The 18,299-nt window shown below is 65.8% G+C and carries 20 protein-coding genes; 11 read left to right on the forward strand and 9 right to left on the reverse strand.

Annotated elements, in window-relative coordinates:
* Positions 1-36: 36 nt before the first annotated feature.
* On the reverse strand, positions 37-852 hold the full coding sequence (locus EKL94_RS12270) for an AraC family transcriptional regulator (protein WP_126929320.1): 816 nt from the start codon (positions 850-852) through the stop codon (positions 37-39).
* A 119-nt stretch (positions 853-971) separates the two neighbouring features.
* Here EKL94_RS12270 and EKL94_RS12275 point away from each other — a divergent pair, with 119 nt between their 5' ends.
* A complete protein-coding gene (locus tag EKL94_RS12275; protein ID WP_260473420.1) occupies positions 972-1,424 on the forward strand; it encodes a hypothetical protein in 453 nt (150 codons plus the stop codon).
* A 181-nt stretch (positions 1,425-1,605) separates the two neighbouring features.
* On the opposite strand, the gene EKL94_RS12280 is transcribed toward EKL94_RS12275, so the two are convergent.
* Genes EKL94_RS12280 through EKL94_RS12295 form a run of 4 tightly spaced genes read right to left on the reverse strand, consistent with a single transcriptional unit; the run spans position 1,606 to position 5,478 of the window.
* A complete protein-coding gene (locus EKL94_RS12280) occupies positions 1,606-3,120 on the reverse strand; it encodes an aminotransferase-like domain-containing protein (protein WP_126929321.1) in 1,515 nt (504 codons plus the stop codon).
* A gap of 9 nt (positions 3,121-3,129) precedes the next feature.
* Complete coding sequence (locus EKL94_RS12285; protein ID WP_012481503.1) at positions 3,130-3,729, reverse strand: DUF6436 domain-containing protein; 600 nt, start codon at positions 3,727-3,729, stop codon at positions 3,130-3,132.
* Positions 3,729-4,007 (reverse strand): hypothetical protein, encoded by a 279-nt coding sequence (locus EKL94_RS12290; RefSeq protein WP_012481502.1) that lies wholly within the window; start codon positions 4,005-4,007, stop codon positions 3,729-3,731. The genes EKL94_RS12285 and EKL94_RS12290 overlap by 1 nt, the downstream gene beginning before the upstream one ends.
* Positions 4,008-4,062: 55 nt before the next feature.
* Entirely contained in the window at positions 4,063-5,478 is a 1,416-nt protein-coding gene (locus tag EKL94_RS12295) for an aminotransferase-like domain-containing protein (protein WP_126929322.1), read from the reverse strand.
* A 183-nt stretch (positions 5,479-5,661) separates the two neighbouring features.
* Between EKL94_RS12295 and cyoA the strand changes: the two genes are divergently transcribed.
* The 5 genes from cyoA to EKL94_RS12320 all read left to right on the forward strand — a co-directional run bounded on the left by cyoA (position 5,662) and on the right by EKL94_RS12320 (position 10,329).
* A complete protein-coding gene (cyoA, locus tag EKL94_RS12300; RefSeq protein ID WP_126929323.1) occupies positions 5,662-6,567 on the forward strand; it encodes a ubiquinol oxidase subunit II in 906 nt (301 codons plus the stop codon).
* 5 nt (positions 6,568-6,572) lie between these two features.
* Positions 6,573-8,549, forward strand: a complete 1,977-nt coding sequence (gene cyoB / locus EKL94_RS12305) for a cytochrome o ubiquinol oxidase subunit I (protein WP_006474876.1) — start codon at positions 6,573-6,575, stop codon at positions 8,547-8,549.
* The gene (gene cyoC / locus EKL94_RS12310; RefSeq protein ID WP_080281857.1) at positions 8,546-9,181 is read left to right on the forward strand and encodes a cytochrome o ubiquinol oxidase subunit III; all 636 of its coding nucleotides are present in this window, start codon (positions 8,546-8,548) and stop codon (positions 9,179-9,181) included. Before cyoB ends, cyoC begins: the two co-directional genes overlap by 4 nt.
* 1 nt (position 9,182) lies before the next feature.
* Positions 9,183-9,515: a cytochrome o ubiquinol oxidase subunit IV gene (gene cyoD / locus EKL94_RS12315; protein ID WP_005411473.1), complete on the forward strand. Its 333-nt coding sequence runs from the start codon at positions 9,183-9,185 to the stop codon at positions 9,513-9,515.
* Between the two features lie 142 nt (positions 9,516-9,657).
* Positions 9,658-10,329: an SCO family protein gene (locus tag EKL94_RS12320; protein WP_126929352.1), complete on the forward strand. Its 672-nt coding sequence runs from the start codon at positions 9,658-9,660 to the stop codon at positions 10,327-10,329.
* A gap of 169 nt (positions 10,330-10,498) precedes the next feature.
* Here the strand turns inward: EKL94_RS12320 and EKL94_RS12325 are convergent, their stop codons facing one another.
* From EKL94_RS12325 to EKL94_RS12335, 3 genes are all read right to left on the reverse strand, one after another.
* On the reverse strand, positions 10,499-10,858 hold the full coding sequence (locus tag EKL94_RS12325) for a hypothetical protein (RefSeq protein ID WP_126929324.1): 360 nt from the start codon (positions 10,856-10,858) through the stop codon (positions 10,499-10,501).
* A gap of 270 nt (positions 10,859-11,128) precedes the next feature.
* Positions 11,129-11,707, reverse strand: a complete 579-nt coding sequence (locus EKL94_RS12330; protein WP_126929325.1) for a DNA breaking-rejoining protein — start codon at positions 11,705-11,707, stop codon at positions 11,129-11,131.
* Positions 11,707-13,473 carry a S8 family serine peptidase gene (locus EKL94_RS12335; protein ID WP_126929326.1) on the reverse strand — a complete coding sequence of 589 codons (1,767 nt, stop codon included), beginning with the start codon at positions 13,471-13,473 and terminating at the stop codon, positions 11,707-11,709. The genes EKL94_RS12330 and EKL94_RS12335 overlap by 1 nt, the downstream gene beginning before the upstream one ends.
* Before the next feature lie 241 nt (positions 13,474-13,714).
* Between EKL94_RS12335 and EKL94_RS12340 the strand changes: the two genes are divergently transcribed.
* The 4 genes from EKL94_RS12340 to EKL94_RS12355 all read left to right on the forward strand — a co-directional run bounded on the left by EKL94_RS12340 (position 13,715) and on the right by EKL94_RS12355 (position 16,316).
* Positions 13,715-14,074 (forward strand): DUF7668 domain-containing protein, encoded by a 360-nt coding sequence (locus tag EKL94_RS12340; RefSeq protein WP_126929327.1) that lies wholly within the window; start codon positions 13,715-13,717, stop codon positions 14,072-14,074.
* A gap of 9 nt (positions 14,075-14,083) precedes the next feature.
* Entirely contained in the window at positions 14,084-14,410 is a 327-nt protein-coding gene (locus EKL94_RS12345) for a DUF2185 domain-containing protein (RefSeq protein ID WP_126929328.1), read from the forward strand.
* 162 nt (positions 14,411-14,572) lie between these two features.
* Positions 14,573-15,013 (forward strand): DUF2231 domain-containing protein, encoded by a 441-nt coding sequence (locus tag EKL94_RS12350; protein ID WP_126929329.1) that lies wholly within the window; start codon positions 14,573-14,575, stop codon positions 15,011-15,013.
* The gene (locus EKL94_RS12355) at positions 15,006-16,316 is read left to right on the forward strand and encodes a PQQ-dependent sugar dehydrogenase (RefSeq protein ID WP_126929330.1); all 1,311 of its coding nucleotides are present in this window, start codon (positions 15,006-15,008) and stop codon (positions 16,314-16,316) included. The genes EKL94_RS12350 and EKL94_RS12355 overlap by 8 nt, the downstream gene beginning before the upstream one ends.
* Before the next feature lie 90 nt (positions 16,317-16,406).
* On the opposite strand, the gene EKL94_RS12360 is transcribed toward EKL94_RS12355, so the two are convergent.
* Positions 16,407-17,069, reverse strand: a complete 663-nt coding sequence (locus tag EKL94_RS12360) for an exopolysaccharide biosynthesis protein (protein ID WP_049444347.1) — start codon at positions 17,067-17,069, stop codon at positions 16,407-16,409.
* A 149-nt stretch (positions 17,070-17,218) separates the two neighbouring features.
* Here EKL94_RS12360 and yidA point away from each other — a divergent pair, with 149 nt between their 5' ends.
* On the forward strand, positions 17,219-18,052 hold the full coding sequence (gene yidA / locus EKL94_RS12365; RefSeq protein ID WP_126929331.1) for a sugar-phosphatase: 834 nt from the start codon (positions 17,219-17,221) through the stop codon (positions 18,050-18,052).
* The last annotated feature ends 247 nt before the right edge of the window (positions 18,053-18,299 follow it).

Below are 18,299 nucleotides of genomic sequence, written 5' to 3' on the forward strand. Positions count from 1 at the left end.
GCAACGATTCGTTACGGTGGGTGGCGCGCTCGAAGATCACTCCACTGGCAGCCAGATTTCCACGCCGCCGTTGCCGCTGTGCTCATCGAAACGCATGTCGTAGCGTTCCAGATCGGGTGCATCGGCCAGGCTGAGACCGGAGCCGGGCAGGTAGTGATCCAGCAGCCAGAACCAGGTCGAGCGGATGGTCGAGATGTGCCCGCCGTGCCAGGCCACCAGGTAGCGACGCGGCGGAATGGCCACGCGTTGCCAGTGCGCAGGCACGCTCGGCACCGCGCTGGCCGGCAGTGCGGCGATGTAGTCGAAACCGCCATCGTCATCACTGTTGCAGCACACGCCGAAGCTGATCGGTGCCGGCGTCGGCCATTCGCGGTTGAGCTGCGCCCACTGTCCGGGTATCGCACCACCGCTGTCGCGGGTATGCCGCATGCCGATACCCACCAACTGGAAGGCGGGCGTGTCGAGCAGGCGCGGCGCCTCATCGCAGGCAACGGGCGCCTCGTCCACGCGGATCGCCTGCACCAATGCCAAGCCGTCGGTGCCCTGTTCGCGTACCCGCTCCGGTGTCTGCCCGAACTGGTCGCTGAAGGCACGGGTGAACGCCGCATGGGTGGTATAGCCGGCCCCAAGCGCAACCTGCAGGATGTCGCCGGCGCCGTCGGCCAGCCGCTGCGCGGCTGCGGTCAGGCGCCGCCCACGCAGGTAGCGCATCACCGAGGTGCCGGTGCGGGCCTGGAACAGGCGCGACAGGTGGAACGGCGACAGTCCCGCCGCAGCAGCGACGTCGGCCAATGCCAGCGGTCGATCCGCATGGGTTTCGATGTACCACAACGCCTTGCCTGCTGCACTCATCCTGCCATTCCCCGAATCCAGTGCCCGGCACAGTAGCGGATCGGCAGGCGCAGCGTTTAGCAGTTCTTGCGCTGCCGGGGCTTTGCGCGTGCCTGCATACCGGCAACAATGCCCGCAGCATGGATGAAGGGGGCAAGGGGCATGCGATCGACGACGTGGGACGCCAGGCCAGTGGAGCCGGTCCGATGATGGACATGGTGGTTACCCAGTGGCTGTTGCCCTGGTTGTTGACCCTGGCATTGCTGCTGCTGATGTGGCGCTGCGCGCCGTACTGGAAGGGCAATGCCTGGGTGTACCGCGCCGGCTTCGCGCTCCTGGCCGGGCTGCTGACACCGACGTTGCTGCTGGCCGGTCACGGCGTTCTGCCGGTTCCGACCATTGGGGGACTGGTGACGGTGTTGCAGCGGTTGGAGTGGATCGGCGATCTGGACTTCAACATCCTGGCGGTCGGCACCGACAACATTTGGTTCCTGTTCACGCCGTTCCAGATGGTGTCCATTGGCATGCTGTTCTTTCCACTGCGGACGGCCCGGCCGGCCCGTCTTGGCTTCGGCGGCAAGACTACGGACTAGCCCCGGCACACCGTTGGTGGACTCTGGTAGGTGCCAACCCTGGTTGGCACATTCCGACCGTGCCGGGAAATCTTCCGCCGGGCATGGCCCGGCGCTACTGCATCCTGGGCGCCGCGTATCCACGCATGGCGTGGATCTACTGCTCTGGTAGGTGCCAACCTTGGTTGGCACTTCCTTGCACCTACCGCTCGATCGCCGGCAACGCGTCCGACAACAACAACCGGTCAATCCGCCGCAGCGCACTCTCCAGCTGCCGTCGGTCCGCCGCCAGCCCCAGCGACAACCGCACGCCGCTCTGGTGAGATACCCCCGGCGGACAGAACGCCGATGACGGCGCGATCGCCAGGCCCTGCAGCTGTGCGGTACGCACCAGCGTGGCGTCGGTCCACGGCGCCGGTATACGGCACCAGGCATGCAGACCTTCCGCGCGCTGCAGCAGCGACGGTGCCAGCAGGTAGCGCGCCATGCGCATGCGTTCGCGTGCCTCGGTGCGTACCTGGGCCAGCAGTGACTGCGCCGAACCATCCAGCAGCAGTTGGCTGGCCAGTGCCGAGACCAGCGGATGACCCATCAGCCGCGTCGCCCGCAACGCAGCCGTCATCGCCTCGGCATGCGCCGCGCTCGGGCAGCGCACGAAGGCGGTGCGCAGGCCGGGGCTGATCACCTTGGACAGCGTCGCCACGTAGAACACATGACGCGGTGCCAGTGCCGCCAGCGGTGTAGGTGCATCCTCGGCGAGGTGCCAGTAAGGATCGTCTTCGATCGCCAGCAGGCCTTCGCCTTCCAGTACACGTGCCAGCGCCTCACGCCGCTGCAGCGGCAGGGTCAGCGCTGTCGGGTTCTGGCAGGTGGGGTTGAGATAGACCAACCTCGCGCTGCTTTCGCGTGCCAGCCGGGCCAGCGCTTCAGGGCACATGCCGTGTTCGTCGCCGTCCACCGGCAGCAGCCGCCGGCCCAGTGCGGCGGCGGCCTGCAGCAGACCCGGATAGACCAGCGCATCGCAGAGGATCGCATCATCGTCGCGGCCCTGGCTGACCAGGATCGCGGCAAGCGCCACCTGGGCGCCTTCGGTCAGCAGCAGGCAGGCGTCGTCCACCTTTCCCAGCATCGGTTGCAGCCAGCGCGCCGCTGCGTGGCGGTCGGTCGGGTTGCCGCCGCCCAGGTGATAGGTCATCAGGTTGGGCGCGTTGCTGCGTGCAAGCACGGCGGCGGCACCGCGGCGCAGGGTCTCGGCCAGCGCATCGGCGTCGGGTACCGGTGGCACGTTCATGCTCAGGTCCACCACCTGGTCGAAGCCAGCCTTGGGCGGTGCGATGAAACTGCCTTGTGGCCCGCGTGCTTCGATCAGGCCGCGCTTGCGTGCTTCATCGAAGGCGCGGGTGACCGTGGTCAGATCGATACCGAGCTGCTGCGCCAACGCGCGCTGCGAGGGCAGGCGCTGTCCGGGTGCGAGGCCGCCACGGCGCACCGTGCGTTCCAGCGAATTGACGATGCGCAGGTAGATCGGCCCGTTGTGCGCGAGCACGTCCTGCACCCATTCGCGGGCTGCGACATCCGGTCGCGGCATGTACGGAGCATGTCGGGGCGTATCGTTGCTTCCAACGGCGGGAGCCTGTCCATAACCATCGGTCGGTTCGGACAGGTGACCGCCGTTGTTGTTTGCGGCGGCCGCACCGGCCAGCGTCAGTGATGTCATCGCGCGTCCTCAGCGCTTGGCCTGCCAGGGGCAGTAGCAGCCCACGGCAAGCAGTCCCTTTGGGCGCACGGTCTCGCCGCGCACCAGTCTGTCCAGCAGCGGTTCGACAAAGCTGTTGGCCGAATTGCAGACCATGCCGATGCTGTACGGCCCCGCGTAGGCGAGGTGGCCCTGGCGATCCCAGATGGCTACGGCGGGGCTGGCCGGGATGTGTTCGATACCGTCGATGGTCGGCAGGTTGATCACCTTGTTGCGCAGCGGCTCGGGCAGCTCGCCCTGCGTACCCGGGCGGCGGATCGCATAGAAGTCGATGCCGGCGCGGCGGTACATGCTGATCAGGTAGCTCAGGTGCGCACCGGTCTCGCGGTTGCACACGCCGCAGGCCGGGTCCCAGAAATGCACCACGCGGATGCGGCCGGTATCACCGGCCAGATCGGCCGGCAGGCGCAGTTGCGAGTCGTCGAAGACGATGGCCTGTTCGGTGAAGGTGGACTGCGCGCTGTAGCCGAAGTACTGCCACAGCGCAGCCGCCACGCCGGCCATGAACAGGCAGGCGAGGGCGATCATCGTCGGCAGCAGCCAGCGGCGACGCGGCGCGGCTGCGCCCATCAGGACGCTTCCCCGCCGAACTTGTGCACGTACTGCTTGCGCATCTCGCGGCAGGAGTCGGCCTGCGCGCGACGCTGGATCTCGCTACGCGAGGGATCCTCGCTGCGCTGCACGCACTGCTCGATGGCGTGGCGCTCGGCGGCCTGCACGTCCACGGTCTGCGGCTGCAGGCAGACCCAGGCCAGCGCGGCCAGCATCAACACCACAAAGCCACCGCACCCGGCCATCACCAGGTGGAACTTCAGTTTCTCGGCGCGCATCGATGCACGTCCCTTCATCCATACATTGCATACAAAATATCATCTTGTATGGATGAAGCGCCATGCACCCGGTTCAGACGATGGCGTTGTGCCGGGCCTCGGGGGCTTCAGACAGAATCTCGTTCAGCTTGGCCAGCGCCCCGGCCAGCGCGCCCTGGTCGACCGCGCCGCCCAGCGACAGGCGGATCGCGTTGCCCGGCGGCGGCTCTTCCACGCTGAAGGCATCCGAGCTAGCGATGCCCAGGCCCTGTTCCTGTGCGGCCTGGATCAACCGGTACTGGTCCAGCCGTGGCGGCAGCGGCAGCCACACATGCAGGCCGGCCGGATGCGCCTGGGCACGGGACGGCAGGTACTGCGCGGCAATCGCCTGGCGCTCGCGCAGTTCCTGCTGGAAGCGCTGCACCATGTCCTGCGCCTGGCCGCTGCGGATCCACTGCGAGGCCACCGCCACCATCGACTGGGTCGGCATCAGCGCGATTGCGCGCAGCGCATCCAGCACCGGTTCCATCGGCTCGCCGGCCGGCACCACCAGGTAGGCGGTGCGCAGGCCCGGGGCCAGGCACTTGGACAGGGTGGAGATGTAATACACCGGGCAGCCGGCGTCGCGGTGGGCGGCCAGCGGCGGCGCGGCGTCACCGGCCAGCAACCAGTAGGGATCGTCTTCGATCACGGTCAGATCGTGGCGCTTGGCCACCGCCAGCAGGGCATGCCGGCGCTGTGCCGACATCGTTGCCGTGGTCGGGTTCTGGATGGTCGGCACCAGGTACAGCAGGCGCGGGCGGCGCAGCTGGCAGGCCTCCTCCAGCGCGTCCGGCAGCATGCCCTCGGCGTCCATCGCCACCGGCACCACGCCCCGCTGCAGCACGCGCGCGGCGGCCAGCAGGCCCGGGTAGGTCAGCTGCTCGGCGGCGATCAGCTCGCCCGGCTGGGTGCGGGCCAGGATCAGCGCGCACAGCGCGGTCTGCGCGCCGGGACAGATCACCACCTGGTCGGCACCCACCGTGCCCAGCATCGGCGCCAGCCACTGCACGGCGGCGGCGCGGTCCTCGCGGGTGCCGGCGCCGACGTGATAGCTCATCAGCTCGCCCTGGCCCAGCTGCTGGCCCACGTGCTGGAAACCCGCCTCCATGCCCTGCGCGAACGGCGCGCTGCCCAGCAGCGGCGGGATGTTCATGCTCAGGTCCACCGAGGTGCTGCGGTTGCCGGCCGACAGCGCGATGAAGGTGCCCCCGGCGCCCTGCGCATCGAGCAGGCCGGCCTGGCGCAGCTCGGCGAAGGCACGGGTGACCGTGGTCAGGTCCACGCCCACCTGCTGGGCCAGGTCGCGCTGTGGCGGCAGCCGGTCGCCCGGGCGCAGCACGCCGTCATCCACCGCCTCGCGCACCTGCTGGGCAATCTGCAGGTACAGCGGGCCGGCGCCCTCGCGGAAGGGGCGAACCCAGGTGCGATTGGGGTGTTTCAGGCGGCGGCCGGCGGCAGGTGGCGTCATCGGTCAGTTTTTTCCATACGTACAGATGCACAAGTCCATACAATGCTGTATCTTGTATGGGCTTGATTGGAGTGGTTCGCCTGCTTGTAGGCGACCTCGTACCCACAGTGTAGCCGCTCCACGCCCGGGCGCTGCGCGCAGGCGAGCCGGTCAAGCGCGCTTCTTCAACAGGGTTGACCTCCAATGAATATCTGCTGGAACCGCATCCGCCTGGCGCTGGTCGCCCTGGCCTGCGTCGGCCTGTCGGGCTGTGACTGGGTGCTGCTGGATTCGAAGGGCATGGTCGGGCTCGCCCAGCGCGACCTGATCCTGATCTGCATCGGCCTGATGCTGATCGTGGTGATACCGGCCATCGTGCTGACCTTCGTGTTCGCGTGGCGCTACCGCGCCGGCAACACCAAAGCGAAATACATGCCTGACTGGTCGCACTCCACCAAGGTGGAGATCGTGGTCTGGGGCGTGCCGCTGATCATCATCGCGGTGCTGGCGGTGATCGTGTGGAAGTCGACCCACGAGCTGGACCCGTACAAGCCGCTGGACGTGGCCGGTGAGCCGCTGCACGTGGACGTGATCGCCACCGACTGGAAGTGGGTGTTCGTGTACCCGGACCTGGGCATCGCCACCGTCAACCAGCTCAACTTCCCGGCCAACCGCCCGCTGGCATTCAACATCACCTCCAACTCGACGATGAATACCTTCTTCATCCCGCAGCTGGGTGGGCAGATCTACGCGATGGCCGGCATGCGCACTCAGCTGCACCTGATCGCCAACGAGCCCGGCCAGTTCCGTGGCATGTCCGGCAACTACAGCGGGCATGGCTTCTCGAACATGAAGTTCATCGCCACTGCCAGCAGCAACGAAGACTTCGATCGCTGGGTGGCCGAGGTGCGCAGCGCGCCCGACGCGCTCAGCTTCACGCAGTTCAAGGCGCTGGCCGCGCCGTCGAAGAACGCACCGGTGCAGCACTTCTCCAGTGTTGAACCGCTGCTGTTCAAGAAGGTCATCGACCAGTTCATCGGCGTCGGTGAGAACACCGCTGCTGCGACCCCGGCGGGCGCTGCCGGCGGTGCCCAGGTTTCCCAGGAGTAACGAACATGTTGGGTAAATTGACGTGGGAGGCCGTGCCACTGCACGAGCCGATCGTCGTGGTCACATTGGCGGCCATGGTGCTGGGTGGCCTCGCGCTGCTCGGCGCGGTGACGTACTTCAAGCTGTGGGGCCCGCTCTGGCGTGACTGGTTCACCACCGTGGACCACAAGAAGATCGGCATCATGTATGTGGTGGTGGCGCTGGTCATGCTGGTGCGTGGCTTTGCCGATGCGCTGATGATGCGCGCGCAGCTGGCCGCGGCCGGGCCGGGCAGTGATGGCTTCCTGCCACCGGAGCACTACGACCAGATCTTCACCGCACACGGCGTGATCATGATCTTCTTCGTGGCCACCCCGTTCGTGGTCGGCCTGATGAACATCATCGTGCCGCTGCAGATCGGCGCGCGCGACATGGCGTTCCCGTTCCTCAACGCCTTCAGCTTCTGGATCTTCGTGGTCGGCGCCGCGCTGATGATGATCTCGCTGGGCGTTGGCGAGTTCGCCATGACCGGTTGGGTCGCCTATCCGCCGCTGTCGGGCATCGAGTTCAGTCCAGGCGTCGGCGTGGACTACTACATCTGGGCATTGCAGGCCTCGGGCATCGGCACCTTGCTGACCGGCGTCAACCTGTTCATCACCATCCTGCGCATGCGTGCGCCGGGCATGACCCTGATGAAGATGCCGGTGTTCACCTGGACCGTGCTGGTCACCAGCGTGATCATCATCGCTGCCTTCCCGATCCTGACCGTGGCACTGGGTGCGCTCACCCTGGACCGTTACCTGGACTTCAACTTCTACACCAACACATTGGGTGGCAACCCGATGATGTACGTGAACCTGGTGTGGGCCTGGGGCCATCCGGAGGTGTACATCCTGGTGCTGCCGGCGTTCGGCATCTTCTCCGAAGTGACTGCCACGTTCGCGCGCAAGAAGCTGTTCGGCTACAAGTCGATGGTGGGCGCCACGCTGGCGATCGGCATCCTGTCGTTCATCGTCTGGCTGCACCACTTCTTCACCATGGGCTCCGGTGCCAGCGTCAATGCCTTCTTCGGCATCATGACGATGATCATCGCCATCCCCACCGGCGTGAAGATCTTCACCTGGCTGTTCACCATGTACGGCGGCCGCGTCGAGTTCAGCGTGCCGATGCTGTGGACCATCGCCTTCCTGGTCACCTTCACCATCGGCGGCATGACCGGTGTGCTGCTGGCCATCCCGGGCGCAGACTTCCTGCTGCACAACAGCCTGTTCCTGGTCGCGCACTTCCACAACACCATCATCGGCGGCGCGCTGTTCGGCTACCTGGCCGGCTTCGCCTACTGGTTCCCGAAGGTGTTCGGCTTCACCCTCAACGAGCGCCTGGGCAAGTGGTCGTTCGCCTGCTGGGTGATCGGCTTCTACCTGGCCTTCATGCCGCTGTACATGCTGGGCTTCATGGGCATGACCCGCCGCATGAACCAGTACGACAACCCGGCGTGGACGCCGTACCTGATCGCCGCCTTCATCGGCGCGCTGTTCGTGTTCGCGGGCATCATCCTGATGCTGGTGCAGATCTACGTGAGCGTGCGCGACCGCAAGCGCAACCTGGACCTGACCGGCGACCCGTGGAATGCACGCACGCTGGAATGGGCCACGCCGTCGCCGCCGCCGTTCTACAACTTCGCCGTGGTGCCCAAGGCCGATGAGCTGGACGCCTTCCACGAAGCGAAGAAGCGCGGCCTGCCGCCGCCGCCGAAGAAGTACGCACCGATCCACATGCCGAAGAACACCGGCGTGCCGCTGATCCTCAACATCTGGATCCTGGTGCTGTGCTTCGCCCTGGTCTGGCACATCTGGTGGATGGCCGCGGCCAGCTTCATCGCGATGATCGTGACCCTGATCGTGCGGTCCTACGACGAGGACGTGGACTACTACGTCAGTTCCGAAGAGGTGGCACGCACCGAAGCGGCCAACCTTGCCAAGCTGAAGGAGGTACGCGCATGAACCTGTTGACCCGCCCCGAGCTGGCCAGCGACACGCAGGCGCACGAGGACCACCACGAGCACGACCACGGCCACGAACAGGGCGGCATGAAGGTGTTCGGCATGTGGGTCTACCTCATGTCCGACCTGGTGCTGTTCGGTTCGCTGTTCGCCTCGTACGCGGTGCTCAGCACCGCCTACGCCGGCGGCCCCACCGGCAAGGACCTGTTCTCGCTGCCGTTCGTGATGGCCGAGACCTTCCTGCTGCTGGTCTCCAGCATCACCTACGGCCAGGCCGTGCTGGCGATGCATCGCCACGACACCTCGGCAGTACTGCGCTGGCTGGGCGTGACCTTCGTGCTCGGTGCTTCGTTCATCGGCATGGAGATCTACGAGTTCTCGCACCTGATCCACGAAGGCGCAGGCCCCAGCACCAGTGCCTACCTGTCGGCGTTCTTCGCGCTGGTCGCCACCCACGGCCTGCACGTGGCCAGCGGCCTGATCTGGATGGCGGTGGTCATGCACCAGGTCTATCGCCGTGGCCTGACCCCGACCAACATCACCCGCGTGTCGTGCCTGAGCCTGTTCTGGCACTTCCTGGACCTGGTGTGGATCTGCGTCTTCACCTTCGTCTACCTGATCGGAGCCTTCTGACATGGCCCACGTCGAAACTTCGCGCGCCGGCAATGCGCACGGCTCCACCAAGTCCTACCTGATCGGCTTCGTGCTGTGCGCGCTGCTGACCGTGGTGCCGTTCGCACTGGTGATGAACCCGGTGCTGTCGCGGCCGCTGACCCTGTTCCTGCTGGTCGGCTTCGCGGTGGCGCAGATCCTGGTGCAGCTGGTCTATTTCCTGCACATGGACCGCAAGTCCGAAGGTGGCTGGAACCTGGCCAGCTTCGTGTTCACCCTGGTGATCCTGTTCATCATCGTCGCGTTGTCGGTGTGGATCATCTGGAGCATGCACTACCACATGATGATCAACTGACCGTGGCCGGGGTGATCGGCACGGACCGCGCGATCACCCCGGCACCTCCGTCCTCTTTCCCCCAAGGGCAGGCCTGACCGAGACCCCGCCCGCGTCTGCGTTGGTGGTACCCGTGAAGCGTGTTGCTGCTGTTGCCCGTTCGTTGTTCTTTCCCCGATTCCGCTTGCCGCTGCTGGCCGGCCTGGCCATCGGCCTGCTGGCCGGCTGCAGTGCGCAGTCGCGCATGGACTTCTACTCCAAGGACATCGCCTGCGAAGAGCTCGGCCAGCAGTGGTCGATGCCCGACAGCCACGGCACCGTGCGCGGCCCGAAGGACCTGCAGGGGCAGGTGACCTATCTGTTCTTCGGTTTCACCAGCTGCCCGGACGTGTGCCCGACCACGATGGTCGAGCTGAGCCAGGTCAAGCACCTGATGGGCAAGGATGCCGACCAGCTGCAGGTAGTGTTCGTCAGCGTTGACCCGGCGCGTGATACGCCGGAGGTCGCGCGCACCTATGTGGAAGCGTTCGACCCCAAGGCGATCGCGCTGGTCGGCAACGAAGCACAGCTGGCGGCGATGGCCAGCGACTTCAAGGCGTTCTACGAGAAAGAGCCCGGCCAGGTACCGGATACCTACACCATGAGCCACATCGCCGGTGGCTACGTGTTCGACCGCCAGGGCCGCCTGCGCCTGTTCGCGCCGTACGGCATGCCGGTGGAAAAGCTGTTCTCGGACGTGCAGCGCCTGCTGCTCGAACCCGGCCACCCGGCCGCCGGCAACGACGCACTGGCCAGCTGCCACCTCAAGCACAGCGGCACACTCGCCGCCCGGTAGGTGTCGACCTTGGCAATCCTGTGGGTGCCGACCGTTGGTCGGCACACGTGATGCATGAATCCGGTGGGTGCCGACATCGGGGTTCTGCTGTGTGCCGGCATCGCGAATCTGGTGGGTGCCGACCGTTGGTCGGCACGCCCCTGCGCCGAGCCCATGCTGACTCACAGCATCAAGAGCCGATGTATCGATAGTGGAGATGGTCGGAGTCATCCACGAACTCGACATGAAGGATTGCTTCGTCAGGAACTCCGTCAGCGAGCAGTACGCACTCCACAATAACGGTCCCGGCGTTGGTGCGATAAGCATCCACAGGCGGGCGTGAGTTGCCGGGAATGGATGTCATTCTCCGATGAGGGGCTGTGATAGTCACCTCATCATCAAAGTAGTCGCCGATTGCTTCGAAGATCTCTTCGATGACATCTTCCGGAACAAGGAACCGTTCTGACAGTGCCTTGCGGTTCCTTGCGGAGATCGCTGCAACGAATTTCTCCAGTGCGCCATACTGATCTCCAGAGATAACAACATCCAACGTGCAGCCCTCTGCCGAGTATCCGGCTCGATTGAGAAGACTTCAGAGTAGGGCGAGAAGCATTTCGTGCCACGTGGCGATTGCGACATTTACTACAGAAAATTGCCGAGCATGGGCTCGGCTCTACAAGCGCGCGGCCCAGCAACGCCACTCTGCCCCGGTGCATGCCGACATCGGGAATCCGGTGGGTGCCGACCATTGGTCGGCACACCCTGACATCAATCCCCGGCCGGCCAGGAGAGCCAACCGGCCGGGGCACCACTCAACGCCTTACTTGGTCTCCTCCCACTGCACCACGTCCGGCTCGGTGGCGCGGATACCGGCGGTGGACAGCAGCTTGGTGCTCGCATCCAGCGCCGCGTTCACCGACGGGTACTCCACGATGGCCTGGCCCGAAGCCTTGGAGACCTTCACCACGGTGCCGCCGGTGGCGGTAGCCGCACGCTGGGCCGATGCCGCATCGGTGAAGAACACCTTGACCCGCGACGTCGCCACCACCGGTGCTCCGTCATGGGAGACCGCCGCCGCAAACTTGCCGGCGCCGGCATCAGCAGGCGCCGCCGCTGCGCCATCCAGCGAACGCTTGGTGCGCGAACTGGTGGTCGCCGCCGCCTGCGGGGTGATCGTGAACTGACCGCCGCTGGCCTGCTTCACGGTGGTCGAGGGGGACAGCTGGAAGCGCGTGCCGCCCACATCGAACGAGCGGCCGGTAGCGGACGCCTTCAGTTCCTGCGCATCCACGGTCGACAGGGTCCTGGCCGGAGGGGTCTGCCCCGAGCTCTGTGCCCAGGCAGGGGAGGTCATCGCCGCGAAGGCGAGCGTGCTCAACAGAATGGTGGTCTTCATCATCAGTGCCCCAGAACGCGGATCTTGAAGAATTCGAGGTTGCCGCGCGATGCTGCGGTCGCGGCCTGCCCCATGTCGGTCACTTCCAGCGTCCAGGTGCCGCTGGCATTCTCATCCAGGAAGGCATTGCTGGACAGCAGGTCCCAGCTGGTGAAGTTGCTCTGCGCGCCACCCGTACCCGAACCGATCGCGGTGAACGCCGGTTGCACCACGCTGCGGGTACCGCTGGGCGAGACCAGCACGAACTGAAGCTGGCGCGTGTTGCGGTGGTTGACCCGGAAGCCCAGTTGCACGCTTTCGATGTTGCGCGCGCCGTTGGCCACCTGGAAGGTCAGGCGTGCGGCGGCGGCCGAGGTGTTGCCGATGGCCACGGTGCGCGTGGTGTTGCGCCAGCCGCTGTCAACCAGCGGTCCCAGCGACTGGAAGTTTTCGGCGACTTCCACCGCACGCGCGGCGTTGACCACACCGAAACCGTACCAGTTGCTGTAGGCACGGTTGGCCGCATTCACCGTCCAGCCCGGTACCAGCGTGCGCCCGTCGGCCAGCGTCACCGCCGGCTGGTTCGGGTGGTTGCGGGTGGCGGTGGTAGCCAGGATGTACTTCACATCGCGATAGGACAGGTTCGGATTGGCTTCCAGCACCAGTGCCGCCACGCCCGATACCATCGGCGCCGACGCCGAGGTGCCGTTCATCTTGGCGGTGTAGTTGCAGGTGCTGTCGATGGCCGAAAGGTTGCTGTCCAGCGTGTTCTGGCGGTTGGTGTTCTTGTTGCTGCCCTGCGCGCACCCGGTCACGTCGGTGGTGACGATGGCCGGGTCGTACGCGCGTGCCACCAGGCCGGGCGCGTACTGGGCCTGCAGGCCGTATTCGCCGCCAAAGGCCGACACCCACAGGGCCGAGCCGGTGGAGGAGTACGACGAGCGCACGCCATCGGCGCGCACCGCCGCCACGGTGATCACGTTGAACAGGTTGTTGCGCGGGTCGCGTCCGGCCGGCACGCAGCCGGTGTTGCGGTTCTTGGTGTCGGTGGTGCAGACATCCTGGGTCTGGCTGATCGAGGCATTGTTGAAGTTGTTGCCGGCCGACTTCACATAGATGCCGCCACGGCCACCGCGCGTACCCGACAGTGCCTGCTCATACGAACGAATCGTGTTTTCGCTGTACGCCAACGGCAGGTTCGGATTGCCCGGGCCGGCGCCCCAGCTGTTGTTGAACACCTGCACGTCGGCCGATTCCGCGCCGTCCCACCAGGCGTACTCGATGTTGCTCTGCTGGTTGCCCAGCGCGGTACGCGAAATCGGGTTGAAGCCCTTCAGCGTCGCCGCCGGGGCCACACCGCGCACGCCCAGGTTGTTGGCGCCCACCGCACCGGCGATGCCACCGACCATGGTGCCGTGGTTGTCGACATCCGGGTTGGTCGGGGTGGGGTTGTTCGAGCCATTGGTGAAGTTCTTGCCGGCCACCGCCGCCACGTTGGCCGCCAGGTCCGGATGCGCGATCTGCAGGCCATCATCGACGATGGCGATGGTGACGCCCTGGCCGCGGATGCCATTGCGGAACAGGCCATCCACGTTCAGATCGTTGCCGGCCACCGGCAGGGTGTCGCCCAGTACGGCCTGCCCGGTGTTGAGCAGGTGCCACTGCCGTCCGGCCAGCGGATCGGCCTGCTGGGCGTGGGCGGTGACGGCCAGGCTGCCCAGCACCAGGGCAGTGGCAAGGGCCAGGCGCGCGGAGCGCGGTGGCGCGGAGCGTTGCGTGTGTCGCTTCATACACGAATCCTTCTGTTGTGAATCGGCATGGCAGGACGGCGGGGCGGAACTGCCCCATCGCAACGAGCCAAACGCGACACAACGAACAACCCCCTACCTCTTCACACATCCAATCTGCAGATGTGCCGATTGCGTCACAAACGCTTATGCCGTCGAGGAATAAAAACTGGCGGTCGCGGCCCTCCTGCCCGTGCCATCATCGTTGGGCCGTCTCTCGCGGCCCCTTGCACAAGGAAGACCGATGGCCAGGAAAGACCCGGACACCGAAACTCCCGTGGACGAGGCCTTCCGTCCCACCCTGGCCTGGATGGCAAACGAGATCGCGGCCGGCCGTGCGCCCCACGCAGCGAACGTGCCCGCGTGCAGCGCCGACATTTGGGATGTCATCACCGGCATCATCGCGGACTACGGGGAAACCCTGGTGACGCTCCCCGAGGCCAGCTGGGAAACTTCGGTCAGCCAGTGGCATGGCGAGCGCTGGAAGGTCCTGGTCGACCTGTACACGGCTGTGGAAGGGCGAAGTGATCTGGTAATGGATGTGGACATCGCCGAAACCGAAACCGGCTTCGAGTACAGTCTGCACCTGGTCTACGTTCCCTGAGGAGACGCGATGAAGCCGAAGCAATTCCGTCTCACCGCCGAGCAGATCAAGCCTCTGCTGGAGGGCTATGGCGGATGCATCGCCACCGATCGCATCACCGTTGATGGCCAGCCCGTGGGTTACTGCTACCGCGAGGCGCCCGACAACGAGTTGGACAGTGGCTGGCGATTTCTTGCTGGTGACGAAACCGATGATTACCTGGACGAGCCGGGAAACTCCGGCGTGTACGACGTGAACACCATCGCCAACTGCGATCGTGCCGTCCTGGCAGTGGTGGACGCGCCGGCGGGTACCGAGTTCGAACGCACTGAAGACGGCAGGTTGCTGCCCGTCTGATCGGTGATGCCACGTGTTAGGTGGCATCCATCCTGGTGGGTGCCGACCGTTGGTCGGCACATCCATCCAAGCTTGCCGTCACTCCCACCGGTCATCATCGCGCACCCTCACATCCGGCTGTGCTACTACAGCCCGTGCACCCTTCCGCATCGGAGCACGATGATGGTCAATCCTCTAGCCCAGGCCCATCGCGGCCTCGGCACCACGCTGTTCAGCCTGTTGAACCCGATACCCTTCGGCTTCTTCGTCGGCGCACTGATCTTCGACGCGATCTACCTCAACAGCGCCGAGGTGATGTGGGGCAAGGCCGCCGCCTGGCTGATCACCTTCGGCCTGCTGATCGCCATTATTCCGCGCCTGATCAACCTGTTCGCGGTCTGGCGCCGCAATGGCACGGCCACCCGTATAGACCGCATCGACTTCTTCCTCAACCTGATCGCAGTGGTGCTGGCCATCTGGAACGCCTTCGTGCACAGCCGCGATGCGTATGCCGTGGCGGTGCCGGGCACGATCCTGTCGGCGCTGACTGTGGCCCTGATCGCCCTGGGCCTGATCCTGCTGTCACTGCAGCCGCCGGTGCTGCAGGGAGGTCGTCATGGTTAAGCACATCCTGCCCACCGTCGCCGCCCTGGCGCTGGCCGTGATGCTGTCGGCCTGCGCGGGCAAGGCCGAATACCACCCCACCGATCAGTCCGGTGCGAAGCCACCGCTGCCGGCACCGAAGAACTTCCTGATGCCGCCGATGCAGGTGCCTCGTGGCGTGGGCTGGGCCGATGGCCAGTCGCCCACGGTGGCCGAAGGCCTGAAGATCGAGCGCATCGCCGCCAACCTGCAGCATCCGCGGCGGCTGCTGACCCTGCCCAACGGCGATGTGCTGGTGGTGGAGGGCAATGGCCCCGGCGAAGAACCCGTCACCACGCCCAAGCAGTGGATCGCCGGCAAGGTGAAGGCGCGCTCGGGCAAGGCCGGCAAGGGCGGCAACCGGGTCACCCTGCTGCGCCGCGCGCCGGGAACGAACACCTGGGCCCAGCACGTCTACATCGAAGGCCTGCATTCGCCGTTCGGCATCCAGCTGATCGGTGACACGCTGTACGTGGCCAACACCGGCAACATCATGCAGTACCGCTATGTACCCGGCGAAACCCGCATGTCCGACAAGGGCCGCGAGTTCACCGACCTGCCCAGCACCATCAACCACCACTGGACCAAGGAACTGCTGGCCAGCCGCGATGGCAGCAAGCTGTACGTGGGCGTGGGTTCCAACAGCAACATCACTGAAAATGGTTTGGCCGTCGAATACCGCCGCGCGGTGGTGCTGGAAGTGGATGTGGCCACCCGTGGCAGCCGCATCTTTGCGTCAGGCATCCGCAACCCGACCGGGCTGGACTGGGAGCCGAGCACCGGCACGCTGTGGGCCGTGGCGAACGAGCGCGATGAGATCGGTGCCGACCTGGTGCCTGATTACCTCACCTCGGTGAAGGAAGATGGCTTCTACGGCTGGCCCTACAGCTACTACGGCCAGCACGTGGACGAACGCGTGCAGCCGCAGCGGCCGGACCTGGTGGCCAAAGCAATCACGCCCGACTACGCCATCGGCTCGCACGTGGCACCGCTGGGCCTGCTGTTCTACACCGGCCAGGCACTGCCGGCGCAGTACCACGGCGGCGCCTTCATCGGCGAGCACGGCAGCTGGGACCGCTCGCCGTTGAGTGGCTACGAAGTGGTCTACGTACCGTTCAAGGACGGCAAGCCGACCGGGCGGCCGCAGACCGTGGTCAGCGGCTTCGCCTCGAAGGACGAGAAGACGCTGATGGGTGCGCCGGTAGGCATGGCCATGGATGCCGAGGGTGCACTGCTGGTGGCCGACGACGTGGGCGACGTGGTGTGGCGGGTGTCAGCCAAGTAATTCTGCAGAGCCGAGCCCATGCTCGGCTGCTCTTCGTTCGGTGCACGGAAACCCGCACGGTGCGCGCGTAAGCCGAGCATGGGCTCGGCTCTACAGTTCCGCGGTACTGCTGCGGAACCCGCTGAACACCGACTCGGCAGCAAACCCCACGCCGCCCAGCAGTACGCCGAAATACACCACCGTGGCCACCACGAAACCGTAACCGGCCGCCACCGCCGCGCCATCGCGCTGGATGAAGCCAATCGCAAACGACATCAGCGCCAATGCCGGCAACGTGTTGCTGAAGGGGATCGGCCCAGCAGGCGCCATCAGCAGCAGGGTCGCGAACACCAGCATCAGGTTGTTCAGGCGCATCATCTTCTTCGAGCGCACCATCACCGCCAACCGCATCGGCCGCGACAGCCGCTCCATGCGATGCACCCACTTCAGCGCACGGCCGAGGTTGGCCTTCAGCTTGTCGGTGGCGATCTCGCGGCGTGCCAGCTTCTGCGGCACCCACAGCGGGCGGTTGCGCACCCGGCTCAGGCCGATCAGCAGGATCGAGGCGCCAAACACGGTACTCAGCCCGGGAATCGACACCGGGATGATGAAGATGGCCGAGAGCAGGATCACGATCAGCAACAGGCCTTCATCGCCCAGCGCACTGAGCAGGGTGCCGACGCTCACCTGGTCGCCGGGCAGCTCGTCGATCATCTGCTCGATCTGCTGGGCCAGGGGGGCGCTGTCGTTGGTTTCGGGGGCACGGTAGGTCATGCGTCGCAAGGTTCTCCAGGGAAGGGCGGTCAATGGGCCGTCCTGCGGTGGGGGACGCACAGGCTCCTGCAGTATCCCGGCCAACGTGGGCAAAGAGGTGAACCGGGCATGAGGGGGTAAACTGGCGTGCCCCGCACGAGTTGAACGCAATGGACATGGGCCGCCGGCAATCGACCATCGAACTGGTCGCCATCGACATGGATGGCACCCTGCTGGACCCCAGCCACACGCTCACCGCCCGGGCCAAACAGGCCATCGCACAGGCGCGCGCGCTGGGCGTGCACATCGTGCTGACCAGTGGCCGCCCGGTCCCCGGCCTGGCGCCGTTCCTGCACGAGCTGGGCATCACCGGCGACGACGACTACTGCATTGCCTGCAATGGCGGCCTGGTGCAGCGCATCGGCACACGCGAAACCGTGGTCGAGTATCCGCTCAGCTTCGGTGATTTCCTGTTCTGCGAGCGGGTGGCCCGCGAACTGGGCGTGCATTTCCAGGCGCTGGACAGCCAGCGCATGTACACGCCCAACCAGGACATCAGCTACTACACCGTGGCCGACTCGCATCTCTCGCGGATGCCATTGTCCTACCGCCGCGTGGAAGACATGGACCCGTCGATGTCCTTCATCAAGCTGATGATGATCGACGCGCCGGACGTGCTGGATGCCGCCATCGCGCGCCTGCCCAGCGAACTGACCGAGCGCTTCGCGGTACTGAAGAGCGCACCGTTCTTCCTGGAAGTGTTCGACCACCGCGCCGGCAAGGGCCCGAGCCTGCAGAAGCTGGCCGAGCACCTGGGCATCGACCGCGCCAACGTGATGGCCATCGGCGACCAGGAAAACGACCTGACCATGCTGCAGTACGCCGGCACCAGCGTGGCGATGGGCAATGCCATCGACGCGGTGAAGGCCGTCGCGCGGTTTGAAACCACCAGCAATGCCGATGAAGGCGTGGCGCGCGCGATCGAGCGTTACGTCCTGCAGTAACCGCGCGTCCAGCTGCCCCGGTAGGTGCCAACCTTGGTTGGTACACGCAATCGGCAAGCGCCGACCAGGGTCTATACCCACGTATAGCCCACCCATCCCCACCGCCATCGGCGCTGTACCACGGTGCAATGGCGGATGCGGCAGTGCGATGCAAGAATTTCGCACGTCGAAATCACGCCATCGAATCCTGCGACAGACGAACGACTTCCTCTGCCACTGACCGGCGCGCACTGCGCCGTCGCTCCTT

Origin of the sequence: Stenotrophomonas maltophilia (assembly GCF_003970865.1) — a bacterium.
Taxonomy (GTDB): domain Bacteria; phylum Pseudomonadota; class Gammaproteobacteria; order Xanthomonadales; family Xanthomonadaceae; genus Stenotrophomonas; species Stenotrophomonas maltophilia_AR.

Excerpts from the sequence above, each read along its gene's own strand:
- EKL94_RS12270 (WP_126929320.1), bottom strand. The coding sequence starts at position 852 with ATGAGTGCAGCAGGCAAGGCGTTGTGGTACATCGAAACCCATGCGGAT.
- EKL94_RS12275 (WP_260473420.1), top strand. The coding sequence starts at position 972 with ATGGATGAAGGGGGCAAGGGGCATGCGATCGACGACGTGGGACGCCAG.
- EKL94_RS12280 (WP_126929321.1), bottom strand. The coding sequence starts at position 3,120 with ATGACATCACTGACGCTGGCCGGTGCGGCCGCCGCAAACAACAACGGC.
- EKL94_RS12285 (WP_012481503.1), bottom strand. The coding sequence starts at position 3,729 with ATGGGCGCAGCCGCGCCGCGTCGCCGCTGGCTGCTGCCGACGATGATC.
- EKL94_RS12290 (WP_012481502.1), bottom strand. The coding sequence starts at position 4,007 with ATGAAGGGACGTGCATCGATGCGCGCCGAGAAACTGAAGTTCCACCTG.
- EKL94_RS12295 (WP_126929322.1), bottom strand. The coding sequence starts at position 5,478 with ATGACGCCACCTGCCGCCGGCCGCCGCCTGAAACACCCCAATCGCACC.
- cyoA (WP_126929323.1), top strand. The coding sequence starts at position 5,662 with ATGAATATCTGCTGGAACCGCATCCGCCTGGCGCTGGTCGCCCTGGCC.
- cyoB (WP_006474876.1), top strand. The coding sequence starts at position 6,573 with ATGTTGGGTAAATTGACGTGGGAGGCCGTGCCACTGCACGAGCCGATC.
- cyoC (WP_080281857.1), top strand. The coding sequence starts at position 8,546 with ATGAACCTGTTGACCCGCCCCGAGCTGGCCAGCGACACGCAGGCGCAC.
- cyoD (WP_005411473.1), top strand. The coding sequence starts at position 9,183 with ATGGCCCACGTCGAAACTTCGCGCGCCGGCAATGCGCACGGCTCCACC.
- EKL94_RS12330 (WP_126929325.1), bottom strand. The coding sequence starts at position 11,707 with ATGATGAAGACCACCATTCTGTTGAGCACGCTCGCCTTCGCGGCGATG.
- EKL94_RS12335 (WP_126929326.1), bottom strand. The coding sequence starts at position 13,473 with ATGAAGCGACACACGCAACGCTCCGCGCCACCGCGCTCCGCGCGCCTG.
- EKL94_RS12340 (WP_126929327.1), top strand. The coding sequence starts at position 13,715 with ATGGCCAGGAAAGACCCGGACACCGAAACTCCCGTGGACGAGGCCTTC.
- EKL94_RS12345 (WP_126929328.1), top strand. The coding sequence starts at position 14,084 with ATGAAGCCGAAGCAATTCCGTCTCACCGCCGAGCAGATCAAGCCTCTG.
- EKL94_RS12350 (WP_126929329.1), top strand. The coding sequence starts at position 14,573 with ATGGTCAATCCTCTAGCCCAGGCCCATCGCGGCCTCGGCACCACGCTG.
- EKL94_RS12355 (WP_126929330.1), top strand. The coding sequence starts at position 15,006 with ATGGTTAAGCACATCCTGCCCACCGTCGCCGCCCTGGCGCTGGCCGTG.
- EKL94_RS12360 (WP_049444347.1), bottom strand. The coding sequence starts at position 17,069 with ATGACCTACCGTGCCCCCGAAACCAACGACAGCGCCCCCCTGGCCCAG.
- yidA (WP_126929331.1), top strand. The coding sequence starts at position 17,219 with ATGGACATGGGCCGCCGGCAATCGACCATCGAACTGGTCGCCATCGAC.